Annotated in this window: 12 protein-coding genes; 6 read left to right on the top strand and 6 right to left on the bottom strand. The window is 67.4% G+C overall.

Going from position 1 to position 17,757, the window contains the following annotated elements; genetic code table 11:
* Positions 1-123 precede the first annotated feature (123 nt).
* From ABD974_RS13335 to ABD974_RS13325, 3 genes are read left to right on the top strand one after another with little or no spacing between them, the layout of a single operon-like run.
* Positions 124-1,470, top strand: coding sequence for a UDP-glucose dehydrogenase family protein (locus tag ABD974_RS13335; RefSeq protein WP_345303825.1), 1,347 nt, complete (start codon positions 124-126; stop codon positions 1,468-1,470).
* Between the two features lie 13 nt (positions 1,471-1,483).
* Complete coding sequence (locus ABD974_RS13330; protein ID WP_345303824.1) at positions 1,484-1,711, top strand: SlyX family protein; 228 nt, start codon at positions 1,484-1,486, stop codon at positions 1,709-1,711.
* Between the two features lie 38 nt (positions 1,712-1,749).
* The gene (locus tag ABD974_RS13325) at positions 1,750-2,424 is read left to right on the top strand and encodes a DUF2058 domain-containing protein (protein ID WP_345303823.1); all 675 of its coding nucleotides are present in this window, start codon (positions 1,750-1,752) and stop codon (positions 2,422-2,424) included.
* A 233-nt stretch (positions 2,425-2,657) separates the two neighbouring features.
* On the opposite strand, the gene ABD974_RS13320 is transcribed toward ABD974_RS13325, so the two are convergent.
* Genes ABD974_RS13320 through ABD974_RS13300 form a run of 5 tightly spaced genes read right to left on the bottom strand, consistent with a single transcriptional unit; the run spans position 2,658 to position 9,145 of the window.
* Positions 2,658-3,380, bottom strand: coding sequence for a hypothetical protein (locus ABD974_RS13320; protein ID WP_345303822.1), 723 nt, complete (start codon positions 3,378-3,380; stop codon positions 2,658-2,660).
* A complete protein-coding gene (locus tag ABD974_RS13315; RefSeq protein WP_345303821.1) occupies positions 3,377-4,258 on the bottom strand; it encodes an alpha/beta fold hydrolase in 882 nt (293 codons plus the stop codon). Before ABD974_RS13315 ends, ABD974_RS13320 begins: the two co-directional genes overlap by 4 nt.
* A gap of 38 nt (positions 4,259-4,296) precedes the next feature.
* Positions 4,297-7,083, bottom strand: a complete 2,787-nt coding sequence (gene metH, locus ABD974_RS13310) for a methionine synthase (RefSeq protein ID WP_345303820.1) — start codon at positions 7,081-7,083, stop codon at positions 4,297-4,299.
* The gene (locus ABD974_RS13305; RefSeq protein WP_425562692.1) at positions 7,080-8,219 is read right to left on the bottom strand and encodes a homocysteine S-methyltransferase family protein; all 1,140 of its coding nucleotides are present in this window, start codon (positions 8,217-8,219) and stop codon (positions 7,080-7,082) included. The genes metH and ABD974_RS13305 overlap by 4 nt, the downstream gene beginning before the upstream one ends.
* The gene (locus tag ABD974_RS13300; RefSeq protein ID WP_425562691.1) at positions 8,216-9,145 is read right to left on the bottom strand and encodes an ArsR/SmtB family transcription factor; all 930 of its coding nucleotides are present in this window, start codon (positions 9,143-9,145) and stop codon (positions 8,216-8,218) included. Before ABD974_RS13300 ends, ABD974_RS13305 begins: the two co-directional genes overlap by 4 nt.
* Positions 9,146-9,181: 36 nt before the next feature.
* Between ABD974_RS13300 and ABD974_RS13295 the strand changes: the two genes are divergently transcribed.
* Both ABD974_RS13295 and ABD974_RS13290 read left to right on the top strand, forming a co-directional pair.
* Positions 9,182-10,453: an acyl-CoA dehydrogenase family protein gene (locus ABD974_RS13295; RefSeq protein WP_425562690.1), complete on the top strand. Its 1,272-nt coding sequence runs from the start codon at positions 9,182-9,184 to the stop codon at positions 10,451-10,453.
* Positions 10,454-10,477: 24 nt separating this feature from the next.
* Positions 10,478-15,469 carry an NAD-glutamate dehydrogenase gene (locus ABD974_RS13290; RefSeq protein WP_425562689.1) on the top strand — a complete coding sequence of 1,664 codons (4,992 nt, stop codon included), beginning with the start codon at positions 10,478-10,480 and terminating at the stop codon, positions 15,467-15,469.
* A gap of 101 nt (positions 15,470-15,570) precedes the next feature.
* Here the strand turns inward: ABD974_RS13290 and ABD974_RS13285 are convergent, their stop codons facing one another.
* Positions 15,571-16,467 carry a lysozyme gene (locus ABD974_RS13285; protein WP_345303818.1) on the bottom strand — a complete coding sequence of 299 codons (897 nt, stop codon included), beginning with the start codon at positions 16,465-16,467 and terminating at the stop codon, positions 15,571-15,573.
* Between the two features lie 183 nt (positions 16,468-16,650).
* Here ABD974_RS13285 and ABD974_RS13280 point away from each other — a divergent pair, with 183 nt between their 5' ends.
* Positions 16,651-17,421, top strand: coding sequence for an NAD kinase (locus tag ABD974_RS13280; protein ID WP_345303817.1), 771 nt, complete (start codon positions 16,651-16,653; stop codon positions 17,419-17,421).
* Positions 17,422-17,757: the final 336 nt, after the last annotated feature.

The following is a 17,757-nucleotide window of genomic DNA, read 5'->3' as shown; positions in this document are numbered from 1 at the left end:
TCGTCGCGTCCGTTCGACGAGCCGCACGCGTCGCGTGCGATCACCCGATGCGCCGCCGTCCGCGGCGGCGCATCGATGCATTCCAGCAAGACCGGATAGTCCGGGAATACCAGCGAGGCCCGCATGCGCGTCACCATCTTCGGCACCGGCTACGTCGGCCTCGTGACCGGTACCTGCCTGGCCGAGGTCGGCCACCACGTGGTCTGCGTCGACATCGACACGGCCAAGATCGAAGGCCTGCGCAACGGCGTGATCCCGATCTACGAGCCGGGCCTCGAACCGATGGTCAAGGCGAATTTCGCCGAGGGCCGTCTCGAATTCACCACCGACGCCGCTGCCGCCATCGCGCACGGGGACGTGATCTTCATCGCCGTCGGCACGCCGCCCGACGAAGACGGCAGCGCCGACCTGCAGTACGTGCTGGCGGTCGCCAAGACCATCGGCACCCATCTGCAGCGCCCCGCGGTGGTCGTCGACAAATCCACCGTGCCGGTCGGCACCGCCGACAAGGTGCGCGCGACGATCGCGGCCGCGATGGCCGCGCGCGGCGCCGATGTCGCCTACGACGTGGTCTCGAACCCCGAATTCCTGAAGGAAGGCGCTGCGGTCGAGGACTGCATGCGTCCGGATCGCATCGTGATCGGCGCCGACAGCGCGGTCGCGATCGAGAAACTCAAGCGCCTGTACGCGCCGTTCAACCGCAACCACGAGCGCATCGTGGTGATGGACGTGCGCTCGGCCGAGCTGACCAAGTACGCCGCCAACGCGATGCTGGCGACCAAGATCAGCTTCATGAACGAGATCGCGAACATCGCCGAAAAAGTCGGCGCCGACGTGGAAATGGTGCGCCAGGGCATCGGCTCCGACCCGCGCATCGGCTGGCATTTCATCTATCCGGGCGCCGGCTACGGCGGCTCCTGTTTCCCGAAGGATGTCCAGGCGCTGGCGCGCACCGCGCAGCAGTACGGCTATCGCGCCGAGCTGCTGGATGCGGTGGAGTCGGTGAATCATCGCCAGAAGGAACATCTGTTCGAGCTGATCGTGCGCCACTACGGCGACGAAGCCGCGCTGCGCGGCAAGACCTTCGCGGTCTGGGGGCTCGCGTTCAAGCCGAACACCGACGACATGCGCGAAGCCTCCAGCCGCACGCTGCTGCGTCTGCTGTGGGAGGCGGGCGCCACCGTGCGCGCCTTCGATCCCGAGGCCGCGCACGAAGCGGGCCGCATCTTCGGCGAGCGCAGCGACCTGACCCTGTGCGAGCACGCATCCGACGCGCTGCAGGGCGCCGATGCGCTGGTCGTCGTGACCGAGTGGAAACAGTTCCGCAGCCCGGATTTCGCGAAGCTCAAGGTCGCGTTGAAGGACGCCGCGGTGTTCGACGGGCGCAATCTGTACGACCCGGCCGAGATCGAAGCCGCCGGGCTGGCCTATTACGGGATCGGGCGCGGGCGCTCGATTCAGTCGCGCTGAGCCGTCGACGCGCATGTCCGCCGACGAACAGCCCGCGCTGCACGATCGCATCGTCGAACTGGAGACGCGGCTCGCGTTCCAGGAGCATGCGATGACCGAGCTCAGCGATGCCCTGGCCGAGCTGCGCAACGAAGCCGCGCGCAGCGCCGACCTGCTGCGCCGCGTGCTCGAAGATCTGAAACTCCACCGCGGCGACGTGATGGCCGATCCGGCCAGCGAACCGCCGCCGCCGCATTACTGACCGCCCCGACCGACAGACCGTACCGACAGACCGATGCCATGAGCGATTCCCTGCGCGACCAGCTGCTCGGCCTCGGCTTCAAGCCGGCGCCCAAACCCGAGAAACCCAACGTCCCGCCGAAGCCGCGCCACGACGGCGCGCGTCCTGCCGGCGGCAAGCCCGCGCACGCCGGCAAGCCGGGCGGCCATCACAAGCCCGGCGATCGGCCCGGCGGCAAGCCGGACGGACGCGGCCCGCGCCCGCAGCGGCGGCCCGACGCGAATGCGCAGCGCAAGCCGCGCACCCAGGAAGAGATCGATCTGGCCAAGGCCTACGCCATCCGCGCGCAGCGCGAGAAGGAAGAGCGGATCGAAGCCGAGCGGGTGAAGCAGGAAGAAGCGCGGCTGCGCCGCGAGGCGAAGGCGAAGGTCGCCGAACTGGTGAAGGACAAGGGCCTCAACGATCCGGCCGCCGATGTCGCCCGTCATTTCAGCTACGGCAACAAGATCAAGCGCATCTACGTCAACGCAGCGCAGCTCAGGCAGCTCAACGCCGGCGAACTCGGCGTGGTCCAGCTCGACGGCCGCTATCTGCTGGTGACCGCTGCGCTGCTGGCCGAAGCCGAAGCGATCTTCCCGGCGGCCGTGGCGCTGAAGGTCGATCCGAACGCGACCGCCGAAGAGGATCCCTACGCGGATCCGAAATATCAGGTGCCGGACGATCTGGTGTGGTGAGTGTGTTGAGTACGCGTTGACGGTAAGGGTCGTCACCTCGCGTAATCGCCGTACTGTAGGAGCGCCGGCAGGCGCGACACCCGCGAAATTCGCTTTCAGGTGTCGTCGGCTATCTATCGGTCGGATCACGATCAACGGCGCTCGGCAGCGTTGCGGGCTTCGCGCCTTCCGGCGCTCCTACAGAAGCGCGATCTCGTGGGCCTTGCAGAATTGCTCGCGGCTTTAAGATATGGTCAGAACAACTCGTCCATCGGCGTCGCCAGCAGCGCTTCGGCGCTGTGCGCGAACGTGCGCAGGCTGGAGATGCCGAGGTCGCGGACCAGCCGGTGCGCGGCATGCGGCAGCGGCGAGTCGGCGATGTCGTGTGGCGCGAGGTTCTTGCCCGACACGCCCGGCAGCAGGTCGATGCCGGCCGCCGCGTAACAGTGCTGCACCATCGCCGAGCAGTACAGCGCGCCTTCCTTCGCCAGCAGATTGTCGCGCTGGCGCAGGCGGCTGCTGTGCATCGCGAACATGGTGCCGACGAGTTCGCTCAGCGAATAACGCGTGAGGCCCGAGAGCAGGTCGAGGCCGGCGGTGAGCACCTGTCGCGTCTGCGCGTCGTCAAGGCCGAAATCCAGCACCGCGATGTTGGGGAAATCGCCGGCGTCGAAATACCGCGACAGCCGGTTTTCCTGCACCCCGAGGCGCATCTGCCGATAGCGCAGGTCGAGATCGGATTCGATCACCCACCAGTGGCCGTCGCTGCGGCGCTCGCTGAACAGGAAGGCGTGCGACCACAGGCTGCGGTGGCCGTCGCGGGTCAGCGGCGACTGCGCCTTGCGGATCACCTTGCTCAGGACGTCGCCGCCCGCGCACAGGCCGATGCGTCCGGGCGCGGCATGTTTCAGCAGGAACGCCCGGTTGCCGTCGGTGCCGGCGTCGGCGGTGTCGATGTCGTCGCGATCGTCGCTCATGCGGTCTCTCTCATGCGGTCCGCCGGATGTCGCGGGGCGATGTCTCCGCGGGGCGCCGTCTCCGCCGGGCGATCGGCATGATCGCGCATCGCGTCGATGGCGTCGCGGATCAGCCGCGCCGTTTCGTCCGGCGTCTCCATCGGGAACAGATGGCTGCCGCCGGTCCAGTACAGCCGCGGGCCGACCAGCGCGCGGGTGGCACCCAGCCCGACGTGGCGCACCTCGCGCGAGCGGCGGCCGCCGATGAAGGCGACTGGTACCCGCAGCTTCGCGCCGGTGTCCGCGACCCGCGCGGTTGGCAGCGAGCGGTAGATCCGGTATTCGATCTCGCGGTCGAACAGCAGTTCGCGCTGGCCGCGGCCGTCGGAGATCGTGCAGTGCTCGGCGTAGTCGCGCAGCATCCGCGGGTCCCAGCGCGCGAACATGGTCTTGGCGGCGTAATGCGCGTGCACGGCGTCCACGTCGGGCCAGTGCTTCCGCCGCTGCAGGGTCTGGCGCAGCGGCATCACCAGCCGGTCCAGCCCGGTCGCGCGGCCGAAGCGCACCATCGCCGCGCTGACCCCGGCGATCACCGGCGAGTCCAGCAGCACGATGCCGGCGACGCGCGGGTGGAGGCGCTCGGCGGCGAGCACGCTGAGATAGCCGCCCAGCGAATGCCCCACCAGCCACAGCGGACCGCCGCGGTCGGGCAGGGCGTTGACGAATTCGACCAGTTCGTCGACCAGATACGGCCAGCCCACGGTCACCGGGCGCGACGGATCGTGGCCGAAGCGCAGCACGCCCGCGCTGTCGAAGTCGGGCCGCAGGCTTTCCAGCATCCGGCGATACACCGGGAGCGGGAACCCGTTGGCGTGGGAGAAGACGAGGGTGTCGGTCACGGGATTGCGGGGATGCATGCGCGGCCGGCGGCCGCGCGTCACTCGGGATCGTAATCCAGATTCGAGGCCAGCCAGCGTTCGGCCTGCGCCAGCGACACGCCCTTGCGCCGGGCGTAGTCCTCGGCCTGCTCCTTCGATACCCGGCCGACCACGAAATACTGGCTCTGCGGGTGGCTGAAGTAATAGCCGGAGACGGCCGCGGCCGGCAGCATCGCGAAGCTCTCGGTCAGCGACATGCCGGCACGGTCGGGTGCGTCCAGCAGGCGGAACAGGGTCGCCTTCTCGCTGTGCTCGGGACAGGCCGGATAGCCGGGCGCCGGACGGATGCCGCGGTAGGCCTCGTCGATCAGCGCGTCGTTGTCGAGCGTCTCGTCGTCGGCATAGCCCCAGAACTCGCGGCGCACGCGCTGGTGCAGGCGCTCGGCGAAGGCTTCGGCGAGACGGTCGGCCAGCGCCTTGAGCAGGATCGCGTTGTAGTCGTCGTGGTCGGCCTCGAAGCGCGCCACGTGCGGCTCGATGCCGAGACCCGCGGTCACCGCGAACGCACCGATCCAGTCCTGTTTTCCCGAGGTCGTCGGCGCGATGAAGTCGGCGAGGCAGAAGTCCGGGCGGTCGGCGGGCTTGTCGACCTGCTGGCGGAGGAAGTGGAGGGTTTCCTGGCGGCCATCGATGGCGAGGACGACATCGTCGCCGACGCTGTTCGCCGGCCAGATTCCGAACACGCCCTTCGCCGTGAGCCACTTCTCTTCGACGATCCGCGCGAGCATGGCGCGGGCGTCGCGGAACAGTTCCGTGGCCTGCGGGCCGACGATGTCGTCCTCGAGGATCGCGGGGTATTTGCCGGCCAGTTCCCAGGTGCTGAAGAACGGCGTCCAGTCGATGTACTCGACCAGTTCGGCCAGCGGGTAGTCGTCGAACACGGTGATGCCGGGCGTGCGCGGCGCCGGCGGCGCGTAGTCGTCCCAGCCGCCGTCGAAGCGCTGGCCGCGTGCCTTCTCCAGCGAGACCAGCCGTTTGGCGTCGCCGCGGTTGCGATGACGCTGGCGGATCTCGGCGTAGTCGCCGTCGTTGGCTGCGACGAAACCCTCGCGCAATTCCTTCGAGATCAGCGACTGGGCCACGCCGACCGCGCGCGAGGCGTCCTTCACCCACACCGTCGGCGAGGCGTAGTGCGGGTCGATCTTCAGCGCGGTGTGCGCGCGCGACGTGGTGGCGCCGCCGATCAGCAGCGGCATCGCGAAGCCCTGACGCTGCATTTCGCGCGCGACGTGGCTCATTTCCTCCAGCGACGGCGTGATCAGGCCGGACAGGCCGATGATGTCGGCGTTCTCTTCCTTCGCGCGGTCGAGGATGGTCTGCGCCGGCACCATCACGCCGAGGTCGATCACCTCGAAGTTGTTGCAGGCCAGGACCACGCCAACGATATTTTTGCCGATGTCGTGCACGTCGCCCTTGACCGTGGCCAGCACGATCTTGCCGTTGTTCTTGCCGGCATCGCCGGTGCGCAGTTTTTCCGCTTCGATATACGGCAGCAGATAGGCCACGGCCTTCTTCATCACCCGCGCCGATTTCACCACCTGCGGCAGGAACATCTTGCCGGCGCCGAACAGATCGCCGACCGCGTTCATGCCGTCCATCAGCGGGCCTTCGATCACGTCCAGCGGCCGCGTCGACTGCGCGCGCGCTTCCTCGGTGTCGATGTCGATGTACTGGTCGATGCCGTGCACCAGCGCGTGCGCCAGGCGTTCGCGCACCGGCTTCTCGCGCCAGCGCAGGTCCTCGACCTTCTTTTCGCCCTTCTTGCCCTTGAAGCGATCGGCGATCTCGAGCAGGCGTTCGGTGGAATCGGCGCGGCGGTTCAGCACCACGTCCTCGACCCGCTCGCGCAGGTCGGCGTCGAGATCGTCGTACAGCGGCAGCGCGCCGGCGTTGACGATGCCCATGTCCATGCCGGCGCGGATCGCGTGGTACAGGAACACCACGTGGATCGCCTGGCGCACGGCTTCGTTGCCGCGGAACGAGAACGAGACGTTGGAAACGCCGCCGGAAATGTGGCTCAGCGGAAAGCGCCGCTTCAGTTCGCGCGCGGCGTCGATGAAGGCGACCGCGTAATCGTTGTGTTCCTCGATGCCGGTGGCGATCGCGAACACGTTGGGGTCGAAGATGATGTCCTCGGGCGGGAAGCCGATCTTCTCCGTGAGCAGCGCGTAGGCGCGCGAACAGATCTCGACCTTGCGTTCGAAGGTGTCGGCCTGGCCCTGTTCGTCGAAGGCCATGACCACGACCGCGGCGCCGTAGCGGCGCACCAGCCGCGCCTGGCGCAGGAATTCGGCTTCGCCTTCCTTCATCGAGATCGAATTGACGATGCCCTTGCCCTGCAGGCACTTGAGCCCGGCTTCGATCACGTCGAACTTGGAACTGTCGACCATCACCGGGATGCGGGCGATGTCGGGTTCGGCGGAAATCAGGTTGATGAACTCCACCATCGCCTTCGCGGAGTCCAGCATGCCCTCGTCCATGTTGACGTCGAGCACCTGGGCGCCGTTCTCCACCTGCTGTCGGGCGACGGCGACGGCTTCGTCGTAGCGGCCTTCCAGGATCAGCTTCTTGAACTGCGCCGAGCCGGTGACGTTGGTGCGTTCGCCGACGTTGACGAAATTCGTCTCCGGCGTGATCACCAGCGGTTCCAGGCCGCTCAGCCGGGTGAAGCGCGGCAGCGCGTGCCCGGCGGTGTCGTCCGTCGTGTCGTCGCTGCCGCCGTCCGTGATGCTACCGTCGGTGATGATGTCGTCCATGATGATGTCGTCCGTGATCATCGTGTTCATGCCGCCCGGGCCTGGGAGGTGGGCAGGGCGCGCGGTGGCAGATCGGCGACGGCGTCGCCGATCGCGCGGATGTGGGCCGGGGTGGTGCCGCAGCAGCCGCCGACGATGTTCAGCAGGCCGGAGGCCGCGAATTCGCGCAGCACCGCGGCCATGTCCTCGGGCGTTTCGTCGTAGCCGCCGAACGCGTTCGGCAGGCCGGCGTTGGGATGGGTGCTGACATGGGTGTCCGCGACCTGCGCCAGCACGTCGACGTGTGCGCGCAGGTCCTTGGCGCCGAGCGCGCAGTTCAGGCCGATCGCCAGCGGTTTCGCATGGCGCAGCGAATACCAGAACGCCTCGGCGGTCTGGCCCGAGAGCGTGCGACCCGAGGCATCGGTGATCGTGCCGGAGATCATCACCGGCAGGCGGCCGCCGCGGGCTTCGAACACTTCCTCCACCGCGAACAGCGCGGCCTTGGCGTTGAGCGTGTCGAAGATGGTCTCGACCATGATCACGTCGGCGCCGCCGTCGATCAGGCCTTCGGTCGCTTCGCGGTAGGCCACGCGCAGTTCGTCGAAGGAAATCGCGCGGAAGCCCGGGCGGTTCACGTCCGGGCTGATCGAGGCGGTGCGGCTGGTCGGGCCGAGCACGCCGATCGCGAACCGCGGCTTCGAGGGATCGGCGGCTTCCGCGGCGTCGCAGGCGGTACGGGCGAGGCGCGCGCCGGTCTCGTTCAACTCGCGGGCCAGATGCTCCAGACCGTAGTCGGCCAGCGAGATCGTGGTCGAGTTGAAGGTGTTGGTTTCGATCAGATCCGCGCCGGCATCGAGATAGGCGGCATGGATGTCGCGGATGATGTCCGGCCGGGTGAGCGACAGCAGGTCGTTGTTGCCTTTCTGGTCGCGCGCGCAGCCGCAGCCCGGCCCGTGGGCATGGTCGGCTGTGGCGTCGGCCTCGGCATCGAAACCGGCGGCGAAGCGCTGGCCGCGGTAGTCGTCTTCGCCCAGCGCGTATTGCTGGATCATCGTGCCCATGGCGCCGTCGAGCAGCAGGATGCGCTGGCGCAGGGCGGCGTCGAGTCGTTCGGCGCGTTCGGGGTGCAGGAAAGGCAGGCTGTCCATGGCGGAATCGTCGATAGGTGTCGCGGCGGGAGTCACGGGCGGGTTCCGATCAGCGAGATCACTTCGAAATGCGGCGGACGCTTCTCGCGGGTCACGGTTTCCGAACTGGAGATCTCCAGCCCGGCCTTGTCCATGAATTTGCGCAGGTCCTTGTCGCTGAAGCCGAGGTTGACGTGGCCGTAGGCCTCGACCGCGGCGCGGTGTTCGTGCCGGGCGAGGCTGCTGAGCAGCAGGCGGCCGCCGGGGCGCAGCACGCGCGCGGCTTCGGCCACCGCCACCGCGGGCCGCGCCGCGTAGGTCAGGGCATGCATCAGCACCACGAGGTCGAAGTGGCCGTCCTCGAAGGGCAGGGCGTGCATGTCGCCCTCGCGCACCTCGACATGGCCGAAGCGGCGCAGGCGATCGCTGGCGGCGGCGACCACGCGGGCGCTGGCGTCGATGCAGATGTACTCCTGCGCGTGCGGCGCCAGCAGTTCGGCCAGCACGCCGTCGCCGGAGGCGATGTCCAGCACCTTGCCGGGGCTGAGCAGGGGCAGGGCCGAACGGGCCAGCGCCTCCCAGGTGCGGCCCGGCGAGTAGTGGCGTTCCATGTCGCCGGCCACGCTGTCCGCCCAGTTGGCGTCGGCGGCGCGGGCCGCGAGCACCCCCGGAATGCGCTCGGCGTCCTGGCGCAGCAGCGGGTCGTCGCTGCCTTCCCGCAGCGTGCGCCAGAGCGCGCGCTGGGCGGTGTCGAGAGCCTCGGCGTCGAACCGGTAATAGGCCGACACGCCGGCGCGGCGATCGCGGACCAGGCCGGCCTCCTTGAGGCGGGCCAGATGGGTCGAGACCCGCGGCTGGGCCAGCCGGGTGATCGAGGACAGTTCGGCCACGGTCAGCTCTTCGCCCTCCAGCAGCGCCAGCAGGCGTACCCGGGTGGCGTCCGCCAGGACTTTCAGTCGTGCCGACCAGGCTTCGAGATCCATTGTGCAGGCCTCATATCTCAATATCGCGATACAAAGATGATTGTCTGCCCGGCGCGGCGCGAGGTCAAGCGCCGCGGCCCGCACTGGGGTTTGTGCGATGGCCGCGGCTACAATATTGGTTTCGATTTCATAACCGAGGACGCGACCGTGGATTTCCGCTTCACCGAAGAGCAGTTGATGATTCAGGACGTCGCCCGCCGCATCGCGCAGGAGAAGATCGCGCCGAGCGCCGAGCATTTCGACCGCACGGGAGAATTTCCGGTCGACAACATGCGGACCCTCGGCGAAAACGGCCTCATGGGGATCGAGGTACCGGCCGAATACGGCGGCGCCGGCATGGACCCGATCAGCTACGTGCTGGCGATGATCGAAGTGGCCGCGGCCGACGCCGCGCACTCGACTATCATGTCGGTCAACAATTCGCTGTTCTGCAACGGCATCCTGAAGTTCGGCACCGAAGCGCAGAAGCAGCTGTACGTGCGCGCGATCGCCGAAGGCCGCGAGATCGGCGCCTTCGCCCTGACCGAGCCGCAGTCCGGCTCCGACGCCACCGCGATGCGCTGCAAGGCGGTGAAGCAGGCCGACGGCACGTACGTCGTCAACGGCAAGAAGAGCTGGATCACCTCCGGCCCGGTGGCCAAATACATCGTGCTGTTCGCGATGACCGATCCCGAGAAGGGCGCCCGCGGCATCACCGCCTTCATGATCGACACCGCGCGCGAAGGCTTCCATCGCGGCAAGACCGAGCCGAAGCTCGGCATCCGCGCCTCGGCCACCTGCGAGATCGAGTTCGCCGACTACGTGGTTCAGGCCGACGAAGTCCTGGGCACCGAAGGCGAGGGCTTCAAGATCGCGATGGGCGTGCTCGACGCCGGCCGCATCGGCATCGCGTCCCAGGCCATCGGCATCGCCCGCGCGGCGTACGAAGCGACGCTGACCTACGTGAAGGACCGCAAGGCCTTCGGCGCGCCGATCGGCACCTTCCAGATGACCCAGGCGAAGATCGCCGACATGAAGTGCAAGCTCGATGCGGCCACGCTGCTCACGCTGCGCGCGGCGTGGCAGAAGGGCGAGTTCGAGAACGGCGGCGCGCGCTTCGGCAACGAGGCCGCCATCGCCAAGCTCACCGCCTCGGAAGCCGCGATGTGGATCACCCACCAGGCGGTGCAGATCCACGGCGGCATGGGCTATTCGAAGGAAATGCCGCTGGAGCGTTACTTCCGCGACGCCAAGATCACCGAGATCTACGAAGGCACCAGCGAAATCCAGCGCCTCGTGATCGCCCGCAACGAAACCGGCCTGCGCTGACCGCGCATCCGACAGGACCCGTACATGACCAAGCAAGCACCTGCCGCGCGTCGCAAGAACGCCCGCAACACGGAACGTACCGAGATCCGGCCGCTCGAACCGATCTTCGACGCCATCCGCAAGCGCGCCGGCAAGCGCGGCCAGGACGATGCCAGCGCGTTCGCTTCGGCGTTCTACCATCGCATGGCCCAGGACGAACTGCCGCTGCACGGCGCCGAAGGCTGGGCCGCGCTCGCCAACGATTTCCTCGAGTTCGCGCGGGCGCGCAAGCCGGGGACGCCGAGCGTGCGGCTGTTCAATCCGTCGCTGGCGAAGCACGGTTGGGAATCGCCGCATACGGTGCTGCAGATCGTCAACGACGACATGCCGTTCCTGGTCGATTCGGTGAAGATGGCCCTGGCCGAACGCGGCATCGGCGTGCACGTGCTCGGGCACCCGCTGGTGCGGATCGTCCGCGACCGCGCCGGCAAGCTGGTCTCGGTCGGCGAGGGCGAGATCGAATCGATGATGCATCTGGAGATCGACCGCCAGTCCGCCGCCGGCAGCGCCGAGGTGGAAAAAGCGATCCGCGAGGTGCTGGCCGACGTGCGCGGCATCGTCGGCGACTGGCCGGCGATGCGCGCGAAGATGCTCGAAGTCACCGAAGACCTGGGCAAGCGCCGGATGCCGGTCGGCGACGCCGGCCGCAAGGAAGCGCAGGAATTCCTGCGCTGGGCCGCGAGCGATCACTTCACCTTCCTCGGCTATCGCGAATACCGGGTGAAGAAGCAGGGCGGCGAGGAAGTGCTGGCCGCCGATCCCGACACCGGCCTGGGCCTGCTGCGCGCCCGCGAAAGCACCCGCCCGCGCAAGCTGACCACGCTCGCCGCGCACTACATGCCACAGTCCGGCGCGGTCGATGCGCTGATCCTCACCAAGACCAACGCGCGCGCCACCGTGCATCGTCCCGGCTACATGGACTACATCGGCGTGCTGAGCTTCGACGCCGAAGGCCGTCCGATCGCCGAACAGCGCTTCATCGGTCTCTACACCTCCAGCGCCTACACCCGGCGCCCGTGGGAAATCCCGCTGGTGCGCGAGCGTCACGATTACGTGATGCAGAAGTCCGGCCTGCAGCCCACCGGCCACAGCGGCAAGGCGCTGCGCCACATCCTCGAAACCCTGCCGCGCGACGAGCTGTTCCAGTCGACCGAGGCCGAGCTGTACCAGCTCGCGTCGGGCATCCTCAATCTGCAGGAACGCGTGCGCAGCCGCCTGTTCCTGCGCCACGACCGCTACGGTCGTTTCTATTCGGTGCTGGCCTACATTCCGCGCGATCGCTACAACACCGAGATCCGCCTGCGCACCGAAGCGATGCTCAAGGCCGAACTGCACGCCGATCGCGTCGATTCCACCATCCAGCTCGGCGATTCGCCGCTGGCGCAGCTGCATATGCTGGTGCGTCCGCGCAAGGGCGAAGCGGTCGAGGTCGATGCCGCACAGATCGACGCCAAACTGGCGGCGATCGTGCGCAACTGGCAGGACGATCTGCGCGAGCAACTGGTCACGCGCCACGGCGAGGAGCGCGGTCTCGCGTTGGCCAGCCGTTACGGTCGCGCCTTGCCCGCCGGATACATCGAGAAGGTGTCCGCGGGCGTCGCCGCCGACGATGTCGAGCAACTGGCCGCGCTGTCGCCCGAACACGATCTGCGCCTGCGCCTGTGCCGCGATCTGGAAGGCGGCCTTCGCTTCAAGTTCTATCGCCTGAAGGACGATATCCCACTGTCCGATGCGCTGCCGATGATGGAGAACATGGGCCTGCGCGTGATTTCCGAACACCCGTATCGGGTCGAGGTGGGCGGTGTGAACGGCGACGCGCAGGTGGCCTACATCCAGGACTTCGAGGTCGAGGCGGCGCGCGCCGACATCGACGTCGAGGCACTCGACGACACCTTCGAGGACGCCTTCGGCCAGATCTGGCGCGGCACCGCCGAGAACGACGGCTTCAATCGCCTGATCCTCGCCGCGAACCTGTCGTGGCGCCAGGTCGCGATGCTGCGCGCCTACTGCAAGTATCTGATGCAGATCGGCGTGCCGTTCTCGCAGAACTACGTCGAAGAAACCTTCGCGCGCTATCCGATCCTGGCCCGGTTGATGACCGAGTTGTTCGAAGCGCGTTTCGATCCGGTGACCGGCAGCGAAAGCAAGACCGCCATCCAGGCCGGCGCGGTGGAATTCCGCGCCCAGCTGACCGCACTGGCCGGCGGCGATGCCGCGGTGCTGGCCGCGGTGGAGCCGGTGATCGCGGCCCGCGCGTCGAAGCGCGAAGCGCAGATCGAGGCGTCGCGCAATGCGATCACCGCGCTGCTGGATCGCGTGTCCAGCCTCGACGAAGACCGCATCCTGCGCAGCTTCGTCGGCGTGATCGAGGCCACGCTGCGCACCAACTACTACATCCGTTATCGCAGCGGTCGTTACCGCGACGGTCTGCGCGCCGACGGCGGTCCGGCCGATTACCTCAGCTTCAAGTTCGATTCCTCGAAGGTGCCCGATCTGCCGAAGCCGCGGCCGTACCGCGAAATCTTCGTCTGCGGCCCGCGCGTCGAAGGCGTGCATCTGCGCTTCGGCCCGGTCGCGCGCGGCGGTCTGCGCTGGTCGGATCGCCGCGAAGACTTCCGCACCGAAGTCCTCGGTCTGGTGAAGGCGCAGATGGTGAAGAACACGGTCATCGTGCCGGTCGGCTCGAAGGGCGGTTTCTTCTGCAAGCAGTTGCCCGATCCGTCGGTCGACCGCGATGCCTGGTTCAACGAAGGCGTGGCCTGCTACAAGCGCTTCATCAACGGCCTGCTCGACATCACCGACAACATCGTGAACGGCAAGATTGTGGCCCCGGACGAAGTGGTGCGCCACGACGGCGACGATCCCTATCTCGTGGTCGCGGCCGACAAGGGCACCGCCACGTTCTCGGACATCGCCAACGGCATCGCCAACGCCCACGGTTTCTGGCTCGACGACGCCTTCGCCTCGGGCGGTTCGGTCGGCTACGACCACAAGGGCATGGGCATCACCGCGCGCGGCGGCTGGGAGTCGGTCAAGCGCCACTTCCGCGCCCTCGGCCGCGATTCGCAGACCGAAGATTTCACCTGCGTCGGCGTCGGCGACATGTCCGGCGACGTGTTCGGCAACGGCATGCTGCTGTCGACGCACATCCGCCTGCTGGCGGCGTTCGATCACCGCCACATCTTCCTCGACCCGGATCCGGACGCGGCGATCTCGTTCCGCGAACGCGAACGCATGTTCAAGCTGCCGCGTTCGAGCTGGGACGATTACGACAAGGGCCTGATCAGCAAGGGCGGCGGCGTCTATCCGCGTTCGGCCAAATCCATTCCGCTGTCGCCGCAGATCAAGGCCGCGCTCGGCATCGCCGGCGACGCCGTGGCGATGAGCCCGATGGAACTGATGAACGCGATCCTGAAGGCGCCGGTCGACCTGCTGTGGAACGGCGGCATCGGCACCTACGTCAAGGCCGCGAGCGAAACCCATGCCGATGTCGGCGATCGCGCCAACAACGGCCTGCGCGTCAACGGCGGCGAACTGCGCTGCAAAATGGTGGGCGAGGGCGGCAACCTCGGCCTGACCCAGCTCGGCCGCATCGAGGCCGCGCTCCATGGCGTGCTGCTCAACACCGACTTCATCGACAACTCCGCCGGCGTCGACACCTCGGACCACGAGGTGAACATCAAGATCCTGCTCAACGGCGAAGTGCAGAAGAAAAAGCTGTCGATGCCCGAGCGCAACAAGCTGCTGGCGGCGATGACCGACGAGGTCGCGGCGCTGGTGCTCAACGACAACTACCGCCAGAACCAGGCGCTGAGCCTGATGCAGCGGATGAGCCTGTCGCGTCTCGGTTCCAAGCAGCATTTCATCCGCACCCTCGAATCGCAGGGGCTGCTCGATCGCCAGATCGAATTCCTGCCCAGCGACAGCGAGATCGCCGAGCGCAAGGCGCGCCGCATCGGCCTGACCCGGCCGGAGCTGTCGGTGCTGCTGTCGTATTCGAAGATCGTGCTGTTCCAGCAGTTGCTCGATTCCGACGTGCCGGAAGACCCGTACCTGTCGAAGGAACTGGTGCGCTACTTCCCGGCGCCGCTGCAGAAGAAATACGCGAAGTCGATGGAACAGCACCGGCTGAAGCGCGAGATCATCGCCACCGCGGTGACCAACTCGATGGTCAACCGCATGGGCGCGACCTTCACCCTGCGCATGACCGAAGACACCGGCCGTTCGCCGGGCGAAGTCGCGAAGGCGTTCACCATCACCCGCGAAACGCTCGACGCGCGCGAGCTGTGGGCGCAGATCGACGCGCTCGACGGCAAGCTGCCCGAGTCGGTGCAGGTCGATGCGCTGCAGACCATCTGGAATCTGCAGCGTTCGATGACGCGCTGGCTGCTGTCCCGCCCCGGCGCGATTCCGGCGATCACCACGGCGGTGGAGCGCTATCACGACGGCTTCCGCGAGATCCGCGCCGGTTCCGGCATCCTGCCGGCGGCGATGCGGCCGGCCTACGACGCGAGCTTCGCCGAGTGGAAGGAGAAGGGCTTGCCCGAAGCGCTGGCGAAGCAGCTGGCCGCGCTGCCGTACCTCGAATGGTGTTGCGACATCATCGAAGTGGCGCGCGCGCGCAGGCTCAAGCCGGTCGACGTGGCGCGGGCGCATTTCCGTCTCGGCGACGCGCTCAAGCTGCCGTGGCTGTACGCGCAGATCGATACGCTCGCGGTCGATGGCCGCTGGCACGCGGTCGCACGCGGCTCGCTGCGCGACGAACTCGCGACCCAGCAGCGGCTGCTCACGATGCAGGTCCTGGACACGCCCGGCGCGAACGCCGACGCCAAGGTCAAGGCCTGGATCGAGCGCGACGACGCCTCGCTGCGGTTCACGCTCGCGATGCTGGCCGAACTCGCCGCGCAGAAGTCGCTGGATTACCCGACCGCCTCGGTCGCGGTGCGCCGGTTGTCGATGCTGTCGGCGGAAGGCTGATCGCCGCAGCGCCACTGCAATCCGCACATCACTGCGATGCATCACGAACGGCCCCGGTTTTCCGGGGCCGTTCGCGTTTCGGGCCAAGCGCGGGTGCGGCCTCAGCCGCGCGCGAGCACTTGCAGGCGGTCGTAGGCGCCGTTGAACACGTTCTGGTCGCCGGGGAAGATGCCGGAGTCGGCGAATTGCCAGAAGGTGTAGTACGTCCACGCGTACGGCAGCGTGCCGACGCTGGTGGAGTAGCGGGCCACCCACAGCGGGCTGGTCGCGCTGTAGTTGCCCGCGGTGCCGACGCACTGCGTCCACCAGCTGGTGCTGGTGTAGATCACCGGATAGCGGCCGGTGCGGGTGCGATAGCGGTTGCTGAAGGACGTGATCCAGGCGGCCATGCCGCTCTTGCTCAGGCCGTAGCAGGTCGCGCCGTAGGGGTTGTATTCCAGATCGGCGACGCCCGGCAGGGTCTTGCCGTCGGCGGACCAGCCGCCGCCGTGGTTCACGAAGTAATCGGCCTGGGTGGCGCCGCTGGAACGGTCGGGCAGGGCGAAGTGGTAGGCGCCGCGGATCATGCCGACGTTGTACGAGCCGTTGTACTGCTGCGCGAAGTAGGGATTGGTGTAGCCGGTGCCTTCGGTCGCCTTGACGTAGGCGAAACGCGCGCCGTTGGCCCATGCGGTCGACCAGGCGACGTTGCCCTGCCAGCCGCTGACATCCATGCCCTTCACCGAAGCGGTGGCGGCGATGGCCAGTTTCGAGGAGATCGTCGGCATCGCGGACGTGCCTTCGCGCAGGCGGATCTGCGAGCCCATCGGATGGTCGTTGACGACGATGTGCGCCGCGAGCGGCGAGGGGATGCGTGTATCGAGTGTGTCGAGCCAGTCGGATTCCAGACCCGGCGCCGGTTCCATGCCTTCCATCGGGCGGGTGGTGTCGGCGGCATGCGCGGATGCGAGCGCGGCGGTGGCGAGCAGGGCGACGCAGAACGGTTTGACAACAGACATGAGTTCCTCCATGAATCGATGTGCCGGTCGACGCGCGGATGGCGCGCGGCCGGAAGGGGATGCCCGCGCGAAGGGCCGATGGTATCGTTGTCATTCGCGCGGGACGCCGACTATAGAGAGCGGATCGACCGCGGAACGTGACAGAAATCACGCCGCGTCAACGATCATGATTGGGAATCACGCATGTCGACATGTCCGAAGATCGCGTTCCTCGCCAGCCCCACGCCGGATGCACAGGCCGCGCTGGCGGCGATGACCGCGCGCCACGGGCAGAACGCGCCAGACGCCGCCGACGTGATCTGCGCGCTCGGCGGCGACGGCTTCATGCTGCAGACGCTGCACCGTCATGGCGGCCTGGGCCGGCCGGTCTACGGCATGAAGCTCGGCACCGTCGGTTTCCTGATGAACCAGTTCGAGCAGGACGGTCTGCTCGAACGCCTGGCCGCGGCCGAGCCCGCGAAGCTGCGTCCGCTGGAGATGCAGGCGCTCACCGAATCCGGGGCCAGCGTGACCTCGCTGGCGTACAACGAAGTCTCGCTGCTGCGCCAGACCCGGCAGGCGGCGCACATCGCGATCGAACTCAGCGGCCAGACCCGGCTGGACGAGCTGATCTGCGACGGCGTGATGGTGGCGACACCCGCCGGCAGCACCGCCTACAACTATTCCGCCGGCGGTCCGATCCTGCCGCTGGGCAGCGGCGTGATCGCATTGACGCCGATCGCGCCGTTCCGACCGCGACGCTGGCGCGGCGCGCTGCTCAAGGCCGAGACCGAAGTGCGCTTCCGCGTGCTCGATCCCTACAAGCGTCCGGTCAGCGCCACCGCCGATTCGCACGAAGTGCGCGACGTGGTCGAAGTCTCGATCCGCGAATCGCGCGACCGAACGGTGACCCTGCTGTTCGATCCCGAGCACAATCTCGAAGAACGCATCCTCAGCGAGCAGTTCGTCGCCTGAGCGATCCGTCCGGGCCGATCGGTCCGGTTCGCGTCTCCGCACGTCTTCGCTTCCTGATTCGATGTCCGCATCGATGCTTCGCCGGAAGGGCGATGCGCATGCATGCGCCTGGTGCCTGCAGCATCTTTCCGGCGCACGGCATTTCGGCAAGCGGAAAACGGCGACGAACAGGATCACGTGAATGAAAACTTTTTTCGCGCATCCGTTCATGGCGTGAAAATCGTTGTCGCATAAATCAATCGAAGCGGATTGCGCGCCGAGAAAGGATCACGAAAATCGGTATTTTTTCGCAGAAACAGACAAAAATCCTGGATTCGAAAATAATCGGAAATCGAC

Source organism: Lysobacter hankyongensis (assembly GCF_039543145.1).
Taxonomy (GTDB): Bacteria; Pseudomonadota; Gammaproteobacteria; order Xanthomonadales; family Xanthomonadaceae; genus Lysobacter_I; species Lysobacter_I hankyongensis.
The sequence above is the reverse complement of the archived record's forward strand: the minus strand, read 5'-3'. Positions and strand labels throughout refer to the sequence as shown.

What these genes read in the sequence shown, in the direction of transcription:
- ABD974_RS13335 (WP_345303825.1), top strand. Translation starts at nt 124, where the DNA reads ATGCGCGTCACCATCTTCGGCACCGGCTACGTCGGCCTCGTGACCGGT.
- ABD974_RS13330 (WP_345303824.1), top strand. Translation starts at nt 1,484, where the DNA reads ATGTCCGCCGACGAACAGCCCGCGCTGCACGATCGCATCGTCGAACTG.
- ABD974_RS13325 (WP_345303823.1), top strand. Translation starts at nt 1,750, where the DNA reads ATGAGCGATTCCCTGCGCGACCAGCTGCTCGGCCTCGGCTTCAAGCCG.
- ABD974_RS13320 (WP_345303822.1), bottom strand. Translation starts at nt 3,380, where the DNA reads ATGAGCGACGATCGCGACGACATCGACACCGCCGACGCCGGCACCGAC.
- metH (WP_345303820.1), bottom strand. Translation starts at nt 7,083, where the DNA reads ATGAACACGATGATCACGGACGACATCATCATGGACGACATCATCACC.
- ABD974_RS13300 (WP_425562691.1), bottom strand. Translation starts at nt 9,145, where the DNA reads ATGGATCTCGAAGCCTGGTCGGCACGACTGAAAGTCCTGGCGGACGCC.
- ABD974_RS13295 (WP_425562690.1), top strand. Translation starts at nt 9,182, where the DNA reads ATGATTGTCTGCCCGGCGCGGCGCGAGGTCAAGCGCCGCGGCCCGCAC.
- ABD974_RS13290 (WP_425562689.1), top strand. Translation starts at nt 10,478, where the DNA reads ATGACCAAGCAAGCACCTGCCGCGCGTCGCAAGAACGCCCGCAACACG.
- ABD974_RS13285 (WP_345303818.1), bottom strand. Translation starts at nt 16,467, where the DNA reads ATGTCTGTTGTCAAACCGTTCTGCGTCGCCCTGCTCGCCACCGCCGCG.
- ABD974_RS13280 (WP_345303817.1), top strand. Translation starts at nt 16,651, where the DNA reads ATGTCGACATGTCCGAAGATCGCGTTCCTCGCCAGCCCCACGCCGGAT.